Origin of the sequence: Rhabdonatronobacter sediminivivens (genome assembly GCF_013415485.1) — a bacterium.
Classification (GTDB): Bacteria; Pseudomonadota; Alphaproteobacteria; order Rhodobacterales; family Rhodobacteraceae; genus Rhabdonatronobacter; species Rhabdonatronobacter sediminivivens.
The window spans coordinates 1-14908 of record NZ_JACBXS010000056.1 but is presented as its reverse complement, the minus strand read 5'-3'; the positions used below and the strand labels follow the sequence as shown (position 1 = coordinate 14908).

Genomic DNA, 14908 nt, shown 5'->3' with positions numbered 1-14908 from the left:
AGCATTCACCCCAGAGGAATGCGCGCGATACCTCCGCCATGCAGGCTATGCGTCAACTTGATCGGGAGTCACTCTAGTACTACAGTTGCATATGGGATCGTATTTTCCGATGGGCGATAGCGGCTGAGTTCTGGTGGTGTCGTCGCCAGAGAGACCAGGCCCAGATGAAATTCGCGGTCAGCGCCGGGCGTGGTAGCAGCGGCGCCAGGGGATATCGGATTTCTGATGTGGTAAGGGTATTTGTGTGCCTCGGGCTTAAGCCTGGATGGCAGGATTGTCCGGACTCGTTTTGTTCGGGTTGGTCAAACCTGAACGGCGCTGATCGGCGCCGAGGCTTGCGAGCAAGGCCGCGGCCGCCATGACAAGGCTGATATGGCGATGCCAGCCATGCCAGGAGCGCGCTTCGCAATGATCGAGGCCGAGATCGTCCTTGGCGCGCAGGAAGCACTCCTCGATCGTCCAGCGCAATCCAGCGGCGGCGGCCAGTTCGGCCAGTGTGCTGCCTGAGCGTGCATAGGCAAAATAACAAGCGATGGTGTCTCGGTCGCGCAGGCTGCGCCGTGCCAGAAGCCAGCGGGAAAATCCTTCCGGGGCATGATATTTGAGCTGGATCCGCGCCCAATCATACAATCTGGGTCCCTTTGCGCCCTCCCCGGCGCTCAGGGGCATCCAGGCATCCTCGCGCATTTCGGCGATCATCGTGAACGGGTCTGACTGGATCAGCGTCCAGTCCTCCATGAAGCGCAATGTCTGATTGCTGCGCACCGCCAGCACATAGGGCTGCGCGCATTCCTCCAGCATGCGGCGGAACTTTGTGTCCGCACCATAGACGGCATCGGCGAGAATGAAGGCGCAGGGAATGCCCTCATCAAGCAGCCGCGCCACCATCTCGCGCGCCATTTCAGGCTTGGTGGCGAAGGCAATCTCTTCGGGCACATGGGCCTTCGCGCGTCGCTGCGGATCATTGGCCCATGATTTCGGCAGATACAGCCGCCTGTCGATCAGCGCATGCCCCAGCGGCTGGCATAGCTTGCAAAAACACCGATCTGGCTGTTCTCGATGCGCCCCGCCGTGCCGGAATACTGTCGCGCAACCCCCACCGAATGAGCGCCCTTCTTCAGAAAACCAGTTTCATCTACAACCAAAACGCCATCAGGATCAGCGAGAGCTTCAAGCGCATAGTCGCGCACCCGTTGGCACAGCGCATCCGCAGACCAACGCGACCTGCCCAAAAGCGACTGGATCTTGTAAGGCCGCTCCAAGCCGGCTTCTTCGGCCAACATCCAGCCCGTCTTGCGTTCGGCACCCGAGAGCAAGCCATAAATGAACGCCCTAGCCGATGCCCTCTGTTCGGACCTGATAAAGACAGAGGAAATCTGCGCTTTCAGTCCTTCAAGCGCCGCACGCCAATCCGAAACAGATACAGCCCAATCCGATACCGCCATACTCGCCCCCAAGACAGTGATCGGGCAAGACTGAATCAGACATCTCAAGCAAATGCAACTGTAGTACTAGAACATAACCACTGGGTGGGTCAGTTCTCGATGACAATCAACAGTTATCTCCCTCCATTTCAATTGGCCCGCAATATTCGTGGAACGCGTCTCAGGGGGCTGTCGAAACGGCCGGGCGCATGCCGGAGCCCACAGCCGTCCGGGGCGCCCGGAGACGCGGCGGCAGGCCAGTTGCCCCCCTGTCAGCGGCGGGGCGCCAGACACCGCGCCCGTCGCATGGTTTCCGCGTCAGATGCCAAGGTGATCGCGCAGACGGTACCATGCCACGGCCCCTGGCAGGAACCACGGTCGCCCGGTATAGAGCGGGCGCGTCGGAAAGGGCAGGCTGTCGAGCGCGGTCCGCCCCTCGGGCAGCCCCAGCACCTGCTGGCCCAGACGCATGCCCAGATAGCTGGCCATTCCCACCCCCGAGCCGCAATAGCCCATTGCGTAATGCAGCCCGTCCTGCACACCGATGTGGGGCAACGCGTCGAAACTGTAGGCCACGAAGCCCATCCAGGCGTGACTCACCCGAACCTGCCCGAGGTCAGGAAACACACGCGCCATCGCTGCGTGCAGGCGGCGGGCGGCCAGGTCGAGGTCGGTCTCGCCATGGGTGACGCGGCCACCGAACACCATGCGTCGGCCATCGGGGCTGGCGCGGTAGTAATAGACCACACGCCGGGTATCGGTGACATTGCGCCGTGTCGGCAGCAGCCGGTTCATCAGCCCTTCGGGCAGTGGCTCGGTGGCGATGATGTAACTGCCGATGGGTATGACACGACGGCGCAGCCATTGCGTGGCGGGGCCGGTATAGCCGTTCGTGGCCACGACAACGGCGCGGGCGCGGACCTCGCCGCGGGGGGTGGTCAGGCGCCAGCCACCATCCGCAGGCATCAGGGCCGTGACGCCGCAGCCCCCCACCACCCGTGCCCCCGCGCCGCGCACCCGATCCAGCAGCCCGCGGTGATAGCGGGCGGGATCAAGCTGCGCGTGGCGTAGTTGCACGATGCCGCCGTGATAGGCGTCAGTGGCGATCTCGCGGTGCTGTTCGGCGCGCGGCACCACCACGGTGTCCGGCACCCCGGCGGCCTTGCGCGCAAGCGCTTCGAAGGCGCGCGGCGTGTGGGCGCCAAAGAAGCGCCCGGCGACGCTGAAGTCGCAGTCAATCCCTTCGGCGGCGATCAGGTCGCCCATATAGGCCAGCGATGCCTCCCCCTCGTCCAGGATGCTCCGGGCGCGCTTGGGGCCATGGCGGCGGGCCAGATCGGCGGCATCGGGCTTGATGCAGGTGGATATCTGCCCCCCGTTGCGGGTGGAGCAGCCCCAGCCCGGTGCCTCGGCGTCCAGCACGAGTGTCTCGCGCCCGGCGCGGGCGGTGCGCAGTGCGGCGTTCAGGCCGGTATAGCCGCCCCCGATCACCGCCACGTCGACCGCCGCCGGCAGGGGGGCATCGTCACCCGGTGCCGGCGCGCCGCCGGTGTCCCACCAATAAGGGGTCCGCTTCATCTCGGCCAGCAACGGGTCGGTGGTCATGCTCGGGTGTCCTCCAGGATCAGATCGGCGCCTCGTTCGGCCAGCATCAGCGTGGGTGCGTTGGTGTTGCCCGAGGTGACCGCGGGAAAGACCGAGGCATCCACGACCCGCAGCCCCTCCAGCCCATGCACCCGCAGGCGCGCGTCAACCACGCTGGTTGCGGGGTCAGGACCCATGCGGCAGGTGCCGCAGGGGTGAAACACGGTGGACGCCCGGGCGCGGATATCCTCGACCAGCGCCGCGTCGTCGGTGACGGTGGGGCCCGGGGACAGCTCCTGCGCGATCAGTGCCGCCAGCGCAGGCGTCGCCGCCAGCCGACGCAGCAGCCGCGCCCCCGCCAGAAGGGCCGCAAGGTCGGCGGGGTCGGACAGCGAGCCCGGGTGGATGTCGGGCGCGGCGGTCGGGTCGGGGCTGCGGATCTCCAGATGGCCGCGGCTGGCAGGCCGGCAGGGCTGCGCGCCCAGCAGAAAGCCGGGGAACGGATCAGGATGCATCAGCGGCCGGCGGCCTGACGGCGCCCGCGTATAGCTGAGCGGCGAGAAGTAGAGCTGCAGGTCAGGTCGCGTTGCGCCGGGATCGCTGCGCACGAACCCGCCCGCCTGGTTGAGGCTCAGCGCCAGCGGACCCGCGCGCGTCGCCAGATAGCGCAGTCCCGCCCACACCCGCCGCATCGGTGTGCCCAGCGCATCGTTCAGCGTGGGCCTGCGGGCACGATAGAGGTGATCGATGCACAGATGGTCCTGCAGGTTGCGCCCCACGGCGGGCAGGCTGTGGACCGGGGCGACACCGCATGCGGCCAGCCGCTCCCCTGCCCCCACGCCCGATAGCTGAAGAAGCTGCGCCGAGCCGATGGCCCCGGCGCACAGGATCACCCCACCATGCGCGCGCGCCGTCACCACCTGCCCACGGTGGCGCAGTTCCACCCCGGTGGCGCGCGTGCCCTCGAACGTCAGCCGCCTCGCCAGCGCGCCGGTCATTACCGTCAGGTTGGCCCGCCCCATCGCCGGACGCAACCAGGCCGTGGCCGCCGAGGCGCGCAACCCGCGCTCGGTGGTGATCTGATAGGTGGTCACGCCCTCGGGGTCAGGGCCGTTGATATCGGCGCTGCGGCCCAGCCCGGCCTGCACCCCGGCGGCCAGGAAATCGGCGCAGGTCGGGTGCAGCTGGGCACCCGGATCGGTCACCGGCAGCGGCCCGTCGCGGCCGCGCCAGCCGGGATCGCCGCCCGCGAACCGCTCCAGCCTGCGGAACACCGGGGCCACATCGGCCCAGCCCCAGCCGGGATTGCCCTGCGCCTCCCAATCGTCGAAATCTTCCGGCAGGCCGCGCACGAAGACCATGGCGTTGATGCTGCTTGACCCGCCCAGCACGCGCCCGCGCGGCCAGTATCCCCGACGCCCGTTCAGCCCGGGATCGGCGCAGGTCTGCAGCCGCCAGTTCACTCGCGGGTCGAAAAAGGTCCGCCCATAGCCCAGCGGCACCCGCATCCAGAAGCGCCGGTCACTGCCACCGGCCTCGACCAGCAGCACACGCCGCCGCCCGCAGGCACTCAGGCGGTTGGCAAGAACGCATCCGGCCGACCCTGCGCCGACGATGATGTGGTCGAAGTCCAACGAGGCTCTCCTCACGTAGGGGCAACAGGCGGCGGCGCGATCCGCCGCGGCCCTGATTATGGGGCTTGTGGTCTGCCGGGACAGGGCCAATTGATACCATTCCGGCAGACCACTCTACCCGCCCGATCCCGCGAACGCCGCCCCCACCGTGCCTGTCACTGTCGGTCGTGTCACCCCCGGGCCGCCACATCGCCCAGCGCGGCGGCCAGACCGGAGACCCCGCGCCGGATCAGCGACGGGCGCAGGCATCCGAAGCCCAGCACCAGCCCTTGCTGGTCCAGCGGCGCGATCGCATATTGCGCCAGCGGCCCGGTGTGCAGGCCCCGCGCGGCAGCAGCGGCGGCCACCGCGCCCTCGTCCAGCCCCGCTGGCAACAAGGCCACGGTGTGCAGGCCGCTGGCGCAGGGCATCAACGTCAGCCGGTCGCCCAGCGCGGCCTCCATCTCGGTGCGCAGGACCATGTGACGTTCGGCATAAAGTTTGCGCATGCGGCGGATATGGGTGGCAAAATGCCCTTCGGTGATGAAATCGGCCACCACCGCCTGCGTCACCGCCGGCACACCCGGCCCGGCCGCCGCCAGCACCGCCGAGAACGGCTCCACAAGCGCCTCGGGCAGCAGCATGAAGCCCAGCCGCAGGGCCGGAAACAGCGACTTGCTGAAGGTGCCCACATAGATCACCCGCCCACCGCGATCGATGCCCTGCAGGGTCGGCAGCGGCTGGCGGCCAAAGAAGAACTCGCCGTCATAGTCGTCCTCGACGACCCAGGCGTCGGCCGCCCGCGCCGCTGCAAGCAGCGCCAGCCGCCGTTCCAGACTGAGCACGCTGCCAAGGGGCTGCTGGTGAGACGGCGTGACGAAGGCCAGCCGGAACCCCGGTGCCTGGCGCAGGCCGGCCTCGACCACCAGCCCGTCGGCGTCCACCGGCACCGGCACCAGCCGCGCCCCCGATGCCGCCAGCGCGTTGCGCGCGCCCAGGGCGCCGGGGTTTTCGAACCAGACCGCATCGCCGGGGTTCAGGATCGTGCTGCCGATCAGGCGGAAGGCCTGCTGGGCGCCGGCAGTGACGAAGACCTGCTCGGCCCGGCAGGTGATGCCGCGGTTCAGGCGCAGGTGCCCCGCGATGGCGGCGCGCAACGCGGGATCGCCGCCGGGCGGGCCATAGCCCATCACCGCGCTGCGCTGGCTGCGCCAGTGCCGCGCCGACAGCCGCGCCCATTGCGCCATCGGAAAGGCGTCCAGTTCCGGCAGGCCGCTGACGAAGGCGCCCGGCGCACCGGGCAGCCGGTCCCGCGCCGTGGCAGCCTTGAGCGCCGCTGCTGCAGCCCGCGACAAACGCGGCGCGGGCGGCACTGCAGGGCCGGGGGTCGCAGGGCCGGGGGTCGAGGGCCGCGCGGTCGGCGGCAGATCGCCCTGAAGGACCTGCGCGACGTGGCTGCCGGCGCCGACCCGCGCCTCGATCAGACCCTCGGACACCAGCCGCTCATAGGCACCGACGACCGTGGTGCGCGACACGCCAAGGTCCTGTGCCAGCGTGCGGCTGGACGGCAGGCGGGCGCCCGGCGCCAGCCCGCCCGACAGAATCAGGTCACGCAGTGCGACATAAAGCTGCGCGCCCAGTGCCTGCCCGCCCTGCCGGTCCACCGGCAGCGCCGCCAGCAATGCCCCGCCGGCCCGTCTGACCATGCGCTCCTCCGTCCTTGGCCCGCGCGGGCGCAAATTGGTCTGTCCGATATTTCAGACTGGACCTTATAGCGAAACCACTTTCTGTCCGATGATGCCCCCTGAAGCACCCCAAAGGGAACGGCAACCCCATGCGCATCACGGCACTGGAGACATTCTCCGACCCTTTCGTCTGCTTCGTGCGCGTCACGCTGGCCTGCGGCACGCAGGGCTGGGGGCAGATCGCGCCGTATCATGCCGACATCAGCGCGCAGGTATTCCATGCCCAGGTGGCACCATGGGCCATGGGCCAGGACAGCGACGCGCTGGAGCATCTTGTCGATGTCATTCCCGAGCGCGAGCACAAATTCCCCGGCTCCTACATCGCGCGGGCCATCGGGGGGCTGGATACGGCGGTCTGGGATGCGCGCGGGCGGCTTGCCGGGCGCAGCGTGTGCGCGCTTCTGGGAGGCACCCCGGGGCGGCTGCGCGCCTACGCCTCTTCGATGCGGCGCGACATCACCCCCGCGGACGAGGCGGCGCGGCTGGCACGGCTGTGCGACACCCATGGTTTCGACGCCGTGAAGTTCCGCATCGGCGCCGAATGCGGCCGCGACAGGGACGAATGGCCCGGCCGGACCGAGGCGATCGTGCCCGCCATGCGCCGCGCGCTGGGCGATGGGGTGGCGCTGCTGGTCGATGGCAACAGCGGGTTTTCGCCAGCGCGTGCCATCGCGGTGGGGAAGATGTTGCAGGACCATGGCGTGAGCCATTTCGAGGAGCCCTGCCCCTATTGGGAGCTGGAGCAGACCCGCGAGGTCACGCAGGCGCTGGACATGGATGTCGCCGGTGGCGAGCAGGACTGCGCCCTGCCCGTCTGGCGCGAGATCGTGTCCCGCCGCGTCGTGGACATCGTGCAGCCCGATGTATGCTATCTGGGCGGCATGCTGCGGACGCTGCAAGTGGCCCGGATGGCGGCCGGGGCGGGCTTGCCGGTGACGCCGCACAGCGCCAACCTGACGATGGTGACCCTGTTCACCATGCACCTTCTGCGCGCGATCCCGAATGCCGGCAAATATCTGGAACTGTCGATCGAGGGGCCGGACTACTACCCGTGGCAACAGGGGCTGTTCGTCACCGACCCCTATACGGTGCGTGACGGCCATGTCAGCTTCGACGACACCCCCGGCTGGGGGGTCGAGGTGGCGCCCGAATGGCTGGCCCGGTCGCGCCACCGCATCACCAAAGCACCATGAGCGCCCGGCCGAAGCGCAGTGCAGGCCTGCAGCGGGGGTCGAAGCGCAGTGCAGGCCTGCAGCGGGGGTCAGACCCCCAGCCGGTCGCGCAGGCGATACCACGCCACCGTAGCGCGCACGGCCGGTTTGCGCAGGGCGTGGAACGGGATCGGCCGGGGGCGCGTGACGGGAAAGGGCAAGGCGGCAGCGGGCACGCCTGCGGCCCAGTCGGCCAGCACCTTACCCAGCGCCGTGGCCATTGCCACGCCGCGCCCGTTGAAGCCGACACCGGCCATCACCCCTGGCGCGACCTCGTCCATGTGGGGGTAATGGTCGGCCGTCATCGCCACGAACCCGCCCCAGTGATGGGCCCATTCCGCCTCGCCAAGCTGCGGATAGAGCTTGCAGGACACCCGGCGCAGAAGTTCCATCTGCCGCAGCGTGCCTGCAGTGCCATAGTCGCCCCGCCCGCCCATCACGAAACGCCCCTGCGGATCGAGCCGGAAATACAGCAGCAACCGCCGACTGTCCGAGGCCGCATGCCCCTGAGGCAGGATCCCCCGGCGCAGATTGTCCGACAGCGGTGCCGTGGCCACCTGCACCGAGCGCACGGGCACCAGCGTGCGCCGCAACGCCGGCACCAGATCGTCGGTGTAGCCGTTGGTGCACAGGATCACACGCCGCACTTTCAGCCGACCACGCGCGGTCTGCAGCACATGCCCGGCACCCTCCCGGGCCAGCGACACCACCCGGCTGTGGCCGTGCAGCACCGCGCCCGCGCGTTGCGCGGCCGTGGCCAGGCCAAGCGCATAGTTCAGCGGATGCAGGCTCCCGCCGCGCTTGTCCAGCATGGCGCCGACATAGCCCTCGGCGCCCAGCAACTCGGCGGTTGCGGGCGCGTCCAGAAGGCTCAGCGCCGCGCCGCGCCGGGTCCACTGCTCTACGCGCCTGCGCACCGCCGCAAGGCCCGCGGCGTCATGGGCAGGCTGCAGCCAGCCCGGCCGGGACGCAGCGCAATCGATGCCGTGGCGCGCGATCAGGTCGAACACCAGATCGGACGCATCGCCCGCCAGCGCCACCATCCTGCCGCCCAGGTCGGGGCCGAAGCGCGCCTCCACGCTGTCGGGGTCCTCCTTCAGGCCCGGATTGACCTGCCCGCCGTTGCGCCCCGATGCACCCCAGCCCGGTGTCTCGGCCTCCAGCAGGCGCACGGAGATACCGGCTTCGGCCAGGTGCAGCGCGGCCGACAGGCCGGCAAAGCCGCCGCCGACCACGGCCACCTCGGCCTCGGCCGCGCCCTCCAGGGGGGGACAAGGCGGCGTGGGATTGGCCGTGGCCGTCCACAGCGATTCGGCGATGACAGGATCTTCGTTGGCAATCATGGCAGTCCCCATTGCGTTATCATCCTTGCGCTCCGGTCCGCAGCGGCACCAGGCGCTTCAATACACGGCGGGACTGACGACCCAGATCACCACCGTCTCGTCCACCCCTTCGGCCCAGAACCGGATCATCCGGGTGGCATCGAAGGCAAAGCTGTCGCCCGCTTCGATCCGATGGGTCACACCATCCAGTTCCAGCCCCAGAACGCCGGACAGGACGGTGCCGCATTTCGCGCCCTCCGGATGGTTATAGGCGGTCGACCCCGAGGCACCGCCCGGCCGGATCACCAGCCGCATCATCTGAATGCCGCGGCAGTCGTCAGGTGTCATCAGTTCCTTGACCATGCCTTTGTCGCCCAGATCCAGCACCCGCCGACGATGCCGCGGCACAACGACCGGGTCCGGCTGGCCCGCATCAGGTCCGTCGAACAGCCAGCCCACCGGCATTTCCAGGGCTGCGCAGATCGCGCGCAACGAGCGCACCGAAGGCATGCTGAGCCCACGCTCGATCTGGCTGAGCAGCCCGATCGACACTTCCGCGCGCGCGGCGACCTGTTGCAGCGACATCCCCCGCACCTTGCGCCGGGCGCGCAGGCGGGGACCGATGCCGGTCTGATCATTCACCACCGTTGCGGGGACTGTGTTGCTTTGCGAAGGCACCATTCTGTTGACATCCCCATGGCAGTTTGATGATAGTGAAAGATAATAAGAAAAGTTTCAATATACTTCGAACCCAACAGGAGGACAGAAAATGAATCGCACACCCGCACTGGCCAGCACGGCCCTTGCCTTTGCCTTTGGCGCCACTGCCGCCGGGGCCGAGGGCACAATCACCTTCACCTCGTTCGGTGGCGCGTTCCAGGACGCCCAGCGCGCGGCCCTGCTGGAACCCACCGCCGAGGCGATGGGAATCACCATCCTTGAGGATACGCTGACCGGCATCGCCGAGGTGCGCGCGCAGGTGCTCGCCGGGGCGGTAACCTGGGATATCGTTGACCTGGGACTGGCCGACTGCGCCGCCGCACAGGAAGAGGGCATCCTGGAGCCGCTCGATTTCGACATCATCTCGGTCGAGGGATTCGACGAGGCGGCTTATTCGTCGCATTGGGCAGGGATCATCTATTTCTCCACCGTGCTCGCCTATGACAACGATCTGTTTGGCGACAGCCCGCCGCAAAGCTGGGCGGATTTCTGGGATGTGGAGAATTTCCCCGGCGCCCGGTCGCTGCGCAACGTGCCGGTCGGCACGCTCGAGATCGCGCTGCTGGCCGATGGCGTGGCGCCCGATGAGATCTACCCGCTCGACCTCGACCGCGCCTTTGCCAAGATGGAGGAAATCCGCGATCACATCGACGTCTGGTGGACCTCCGGCGCGCAATCGGCGCAGCTGATCGCCGATGGCGAGGTCGATATGCTGTCGATCTGGAACGGCCGGCTGGACGCGGTCGTCGATGACGGCATCAACGCGGGCTATACCTATAACGAGGGCATCGCGGCGCTGGACTGCCTGGCGATCCCGCGGGGTGCACCCAACAAGGACCTTGCGATGGAGGCGCTGGCGATGATGCTTGCGCCCGAGCAGCAGGCCAACATGCCGCAGTATATCAACTATGGCCCCACCACCTCGCTGGCCTTCGATCTGGGCATCATCACCGATGAGCAGGTCGCGATCAGCCCCTCGGCGCCCGACAACCTTGCGGTGCAGGTGATCACCGATGCCGATTGGTGGGCCGAGAACCGCCAGGCCGTGCAAAGCCGCTGGGATGAGTTCATCACGCGCTGATGCCGCCACTCGCTTGACCTGAACCGGCGGGGCGGCCACGCCCCGCCGGTGCCGCACTCACTATTCGGATGCCCCATGTCCAAACTTTCGGTCCGTTCCCAGCCCATCGCCATACGTGACGTCACCAAGACCTATGGCAGTTTCAATGCGCTTGAAAACGTCACCCTGGATATCGCAGCGGGCGAGTTCCTGACGCTTCTGGGTCCGTCAGGATCGGGCAAGACGACGCTGCTGATGGTGCTTGCGGGCTTTACCCGGGCCACCAGCGGGCATGTGCTGGTGGGCTCGCAGGACATGACCCGCGTGCCCCCGCACAAGCGCGACTTCGGCATGGTGTTCCAGAACTACGCCCTGTTTCCCCATATGAACGTTTTCGGCAATGTGGCCTATCCGCTGCGCCTGCGCCGGGTCAGCCGGTCCGAGATCGACACGCGCGTGGCACGCGCTCTGGACCTGGTGCAGCTGAGCCATCTGGCGGAACGCCCAATTGACGCGCTCTCGGGCGGGCAGCGCCAGCGCATCGCACTGGCGCGCGCGATCGTGTTCGAACCGCGCGTCCTGCTGATGGACGAACCGCTGTCGGCGCTGGACAAGAACCTGCGCGAGCAGATGCAGATCGAAATCCGCAACCTGCACGAGAACCTCGGGATCACCACCGTCTATGTTACCCATGACCAGCGCGAGGCGCTGACAATGTCGGACCAGGTGGTGGTCATCGATGCCGGCCGGATTTCGCAGAAAGGCGCCCCGCGCGAGATTTACGAGCGCCCCGCCAACGCCTTCGTCGCGGATTTCATCGGCGAATCGACCCTTCTGCCGGTGCAGGCGGGGGCGGACGGCTTTGCCTTTGGCGGGCGCGCGCTGCGCGCCACCGTGGCCCCGCCGGGGGGCCTGTTCCTGGTGGCGCGCCCCGAGAAGATGGAGCTGCACCGCACCGACATGGACCCCGCCTACAACCTGTTCGAGGGCACGCTGCACCAGCTTGTCTATCAGGGCGAGACGGTGCTTGCGCAGGTCGCCCTGCCCGAGGGACAGACGATCAGCATGCGCCTCACCTCCCGGCGCGAGGTAATGGCCGCGCTGCCCGAACCCGGCAAGCCGATCACCCTGGCGCTGCACCCCGAGGACACCGTCATCGTGCCGGAGCGCGGGCAATGACCGCGGCCTCCGACCCCGCTCTGCAAACGGGCGACAATGCCGCCGCCCTGCGCGCCGACGAACTGCGTGAGCGCGCGACGCTGCTGGGCATGTCGGTGCCGGCGCTGCTGATCGTCGGCGTGATCGTGTTCATCCCCGTGGGCTGGCTGTTCTGGCTGTCCTTCACCGATGGCGATCAGCTCAGCCTGACGCATTACCGCCGCATCGCCGATATCACCCACGCACGCATCTTCTGGCAGACCTTCGAGATCAGCGCGCTTGTCACGGTGCTGGCGCTTCTGCTGGGCTACCCGCTGGCCTATCTGATGAGCCAGCTTTCCCCCCGCTGGGCGGGCATTTGCCTGATCTTCGTGCTGGTGCCGTTCTGGACCTCGCTGCTGGTGCGGACCTATGCGTGGATGGTGCTGCTGCAGCGGCGCGGGCTGGTCAACCAGACGCTGATGGACCTCGGGATCATCGATATGCCCCTGAGGCTGGTCTACAACTATACCGGGACGGTGATCGGGATGCTGCACATCATGCTGCCATTCATGATCCTGCCGCTCTATGCCGCACTGCGCACGGTGGACATGAACTACATGCGCGCAGCGGCCAATCTGGGCGCAAGCCCGCTGCGGGCCTTCTGGACGGTGTTCTTTCCGCTGTCGATGCCCGGGGTAATCGCGGGCAGCCTGCTGGTGTTCATCCTGTCGCTGGGCTTCTACGTCACGCCGGCATTGCTGGGCGGCGGCCGTGTGATGATGGTGTCGATGAAGATCCAGCAGGACGCGGGGCTCTATTTCGACTGGGGCGCGGCCTCGGCGCTGGGGGTGGCGCTGCTGGTGATCACGCTGGGGATCTTCTGGGTGCTCAGCCGCTTCATGCGGATCGAACGCCTGTATGGAGGTCGATGAAATGCTGAACCGACCCGCCTCTGACACCCAGATCACCCATGCCCGGCGGCTGTGGCTCTATGCCGTGGCCGTGCTGGTGATGGCTTTCCTGATCCTGCCGACCTTTGTCGTGATCCCCATGTCCTTTTCCGACAGCCGGTTCCTGCGCTTCCCGCCGCAGGGCTTCTCGCTGCGCTGGTACGAAAGCTATCTGACTTCGCCCGAGTGGATGCAGGCAACCTGGGTATCGCTCAAGGTGGCGGTGCTCACGACGCTGCTGGCAACGCCGCTGGGGATTGCTGCGTCCTACGGGCTGCACGTGTCCAGGGTGCCGTTCTCGCGGGTGCTGACCATCGCGCTGATCAGCCCGCTGATCATCCCGATCATCATCCTCGGCGTGGGGATATTCTATCTCTATGTGCGGCTCGGGGTGGTGAACACGATCCCCGGCCTTGTGATGGCACACACGATCCTGGCGATCCCCTTTGTGGTGGTCACGGTCTCGTCCGGGCTGCAGCAATATGACTCCAACCAGGAACTGGCCGCGCGCAATCTCGGGGCCAGCCGCTGGACGGCTTTTCGCACCATCACCCTGCCACAGATCCGCGGCTCCATCGTGGCGGGTGGGTTGTTCGCCTTCATCACCTCCTTCGACGAGGTGGTGATCGCGCTGTTCATCTCGGGCGGGCAGAACACGACACTGACGCGGCGCATGTTCACCGGGCTCCGGGACGAGATCGACCCGACCATCGCCGCGATTTCCTCGCTGCTGATCGTTCTGTCGGTGATCATGCTGCTGATACTGGTGTTGTCCAACCGGCAGAAGTGACCGGCACCGGGCACGGCGAGGGTCCGGCCGACAGTCGCCGACTGCCGTGACGGTGCACGACGTCTTGAATGTTCTGAAGCGCATCCGCTGAGGAAGGGGATTGACGCATCGGCAAGACCATCGAAGCGACGACGGCCATGACGGACGATACCATCGCCAAGATGCCCGATCCATCAGGATTTGGCGCCGTCCCGTTCACGGCCGTCCTTCGGCAAGCGGGACGCTGAGGTCGTTCAGGGCCCATAGTTGCAAGGCATGAGGACGTCGATTTCGGCGCTTGGCCATTGGTTGGCGATGCGCTCGAGGGTTTGGGTCAGCCAGGCCGTAGGGTTGACGTTGTTCAACTTTCCGGTCTGCAGGTGGGTGGCGTTGGTGTCCGGAGGTGGCTCGGTTGATCGTCAGCCCCCCCTGTTTCGCCCGCAGGCTGCAGGCCGCGCGATTGCGCCTTCAGGCACTTGCGCAGGCATGCCCGAACCCGTGGCGCATGCCTGCGCGCATCGATCATCACGACTTTCCCGTGGATGCCCTTTCCTCCGTCTCCTGCGTTGCCACCGCAAGCCTGGCACATCGCCATGCCGTCTGGCGAGAGCGGCATCCCCCCACGCTCCAACCTGTTCGGTGATCGAATGCCGCTTCTGACCTTGACCCGGCCTGTCGGCGCGATCACGCGAATTCCTGCATTGATCCGATCAGTATCCCCGTCATGCTGACCTCGATGTCCCGGGTCAGCGCATCGACCGTGACGCCGGTGTCATATTCGACCGCCCGCCGGTCGATGCCCGACAGATCGGCCTCGGCATCGACAAAGACCCAGCGCGGGGCGTTGTCGCTCTCCAGCCCCACCGCGTCGCCCGCCGGGTCCAGCGTGGGGAAGGAATAGGCAAGCTGATAGGGCAGCGTCGCCGTTATGGTGCCGGTTGGCGTGGCACCCGGATCATCGGGATCGGGGCGGCCGTTATTGGCCGCCGCAGTGACCTGCAGGCCGAATGTCGCGGCCAGTTCACCGAACAGCCGCGCGCTGAACAGCTCGGCCTCGCCGACAAAGGGCAGGGTTGCCGACAGCGACAACGGCAGGTCGAAGGGCACGCGAAAGGGATCGTCCGCACCCCCCCAAGGCCGAAGAAATGACTGTATTCAAGGCGATCCAGATCAGAGCCGAACTGGCCCGCTGTCGTCTCGAACCTGCTGGTCGTGCTGACGGTCGAATACCCATCCCTGAATGACAACGGGTCACCTCGAAAAATTGCCCTGGCCTTGCGGCCGGGATAGAAAGCGCAGGGCATGAGGCTGCTGGGATGTGACGATGGCGCAGATGGGTTTCTTTGATCTTTCAGACCGCTATGCGAGCC

11 protein-coding genes and 2 pseudogenes are annotated in these 14908 nt (G+C 67.2%); 5 read left to right on the top strand and 8 right to left on the bottom strand.

Annotated elements, in window-relative coordinates:
* Positions 1–255: 255 nt before the first annotated feature.
* From HUK65_RS16670 to pdxR, 4 genes and pseudogenes are all read right to left on the bottom strand, one after another.
* Positions 256–1445, bottom strand: a pseudogene (locus tag HUK65_RS16670) (IS701 family transposase).
* A gap of 297 nt (positions 1446–1742) precedes the next feature.
* Entirely contained in the window at positions 1743–3029 is a 1287-nt protein-coding gene (locus HUK65_RS16665) for an NAD(P)/FAD-dependent oxidoreductase (protein ID WP_179907407.1), read from the bottom strand.
* Positions 3026–4642, bottom strand: coding sequence for a GMC family oxidoreductase (locus tag HUK65_RS16660; RefSeq protein WP_179907406.1), 1617 nt, complete (start codon positions 4640–4642; stop codon positions 3026–3028). The genes HUK65_RS16665 and HUK65_RS16660 overlap by 4 nt, the downstream gene beginning before the upstream one ends.
* A 170-nt stretch (positions 4643–4812) precedes the next feature.
* Positions 4813–6327: a MocR-like pyridoxine biosynthesis transcription factor PdxR gene (gene pdxR, locus HUK65_RS16655; protein WP_179907405.1), complete on the bottom strand. Its 1515-nt coding sequence runs from the start codon at positions 6325–6327 to the stop codon at positions 4813–4815.
* A gap of 128 nt (positions 6328–6455) precedes the next feature.
* Here pdxR and HUK65_RS16650 point away from each other — a divergent pair, with 128 nt between their 5' ends.
* Complete coding sequence (locus HUK65_RS16650) at positions 6456–7559, top strand: mandelate racemase/muconate lactonizing enzyme family protein (RefSeq protein ID WP_179907404.1); 1104 nt, start codon at positions 6456–6458, stop codon at positions 7557–7559.
* Between the two features lie 68 nt (positions 7560–7627).
* Here the strand turns inward: HUK65_RS16650 and HUK65_RS16645 are convergent, their stop codons facing one another.
* On the bottom strand, positions 7628–8920 hold the full coding sequence (locus HUK65_RS16645) for an NAD(P)/FAD-dependent oxidoreductase (RefSeq protein ID WP_179907403.1): 1293 nt from the start codon (positions 8918–8920) through the stop codon (positions 7628–7630).
* Positions 8921–8977: 57 nt separating this feature from the next.
* Positions 8978–9580 (bottom strand): helix-turn-helix domain-containing protein, encoded by a 603-nt coding sequence (locus tag HUK65_RS16640; RefSeq protein WP_179907402.1) that lies wholly within the window; start codon positions 9578–9580, stop codon positions 8978–8980.
* Positions 9581–9668: 88 nt separating this feature from the next.
* On the opposite strand from HUK65_RS16640, the gene HUK65_RS16635 reads away from it, so the two are divergent.
* The 4 genes from HUK65_RS16635 (at position 9669) to HUK65_RS16620 (ending at position 13559) form a co-directional block, all read left to right on the top strand.
* The gene (locus HUK65_RS16635; RefSeq protein WP_179907401.1) at positions 9669–10700 is read left to right on the top strand and encodes an ABC transporter substrate-binding protein; all 1032 of its coding nucleotides are present in this window, start codon (positions 9669–9671) and stop codon (positions 10698–10700) included.
* Between the two features lie 75 nt (positions 10701–10775).
* Positions 10776–11858 carry an ABC transporter ATP-binding protein gene (locus tag HUK65_RS16630; RefSeq protein ID WP_179907400.1) on the top strand — a complete coding sequence of 361 codons (1083 nt, stop codon included), beginning with the start codon at positions 10776–10778 and terminating at the stop codon, positions 11856–11858.
* Positions 11855–12751 carry an ABC transporter permease gene (locus HUK65_RS16625; protein ID WP_179907399.1) on the top strand — a complete coding sequence of 299 codons (897 nt, stop codon included), beginning with the start codon at positions 11855–11857 and terminating at the stop codon, positions 12749–12751. The genes HUK65_RS16630 and HUK65_RS16625 overlap by 4 nt, the downstream gene beginning before the upstream one ends.
* A gap of 1 nt (position 12752) precedes the next feature.
* Positions 12753–13559: an ABC transporter permease gene (locus HUK65_RS16620; protein WP_179907398.1), complete on the top strand. Its 807-nt coding sequence runs from the start codon at positions 12753–12755 to the stop codon at positions 13557–13559.
* Positions 13560–13792: 233 nt separating this feature from the next.
* Here the strand turns inward: HUK65_RS16620 and HUK65_RS16615 are convergent.
* Positions 13793–13933 (bottom strand): annotated as a pseudogene (locus HUK65_RS16615) (transposase domain-containing protein); the annotation flags it as partial.
* A 289-nt stretch (positions 13934–14222) separates the two neighbouring features.
* Entirely contained in the window at positions 14223–14645 is a 423-nt protein-coding gene (locus HUK65_RS16610; protein ID WP_179907397.1) for a hypothetical protein, read from the bottom strand.
* Positions 14646–14908: the final 263 nt, after the last annotated feature.

Excerpts from the sequence above, each read along its gene's own strand:
- HUK65_RS16635 (WP_179907401.1), top strand. The coding sequence starts at position 9,669 with ATGAATCGCACACCCGCACTGGCCAGCACGGCCCTTGCCTTTGCCTTT.
- HUK65_RS16665 (WP_179907407.1), bottom strand. The coding sequence starts at position 3,029 with ATGACCACCGACCCGTTGCTGGCCGAGATGAAGCGGACCCCTTATTGG.
- HUK65_RS16625 (WP_179907399.1), top strand. The coding sequence starts at position 11,855 with ATGACCGCGGCCTCCGACCCCGCTCTGCAAACGGGCGACAATGCCGCC.
- pdxR (WP_179907405.1), bottom strand. The coding sequence starts at position 6,327 with ATGGTCAGACGGGCCGGCGGGGCATTGCTGGCGGCGCTGCCGGTGGAC.
- HUK65_RS16620 (WP_179907398.1), top strand. The coding sequence starts at position 12,753 with ATGCTGAACCGACCCGCCTCTGACACCCAGATCACCCATGCCCGGCGG.
- HUK65_RS16630 (WP_179907400.1), top strand. The coding sequence starts at position 10,776 with ATGTCCAAACTTTCGGTCCGTTCCCAGCCCATCGCCATACGTGACGTC.
- HUK65_RS16650 (WP_179907404.1), top strand. The coding sequence starts at position 6,456 with ATGCGCATCACGGCACTGGAGACATTCTCCGACCCTTTCGTCTGCTTC.
- HUK65_RS16645 (WP_179907403.1), bottom strand. The coding sequence starts at position 8,920 with ATGATTGCCAACGAAGATCCTGTCATCGCCGAATCGCTGTGGACGGCC.
- HUK65_RS16640 (WP_179907402.1), bottom strand. The coding sequence starts at position 9,580 with ATGGTGCCTTCGCAAAGCAACACAGTCCCCGCAACGGTGGTGAATGAT.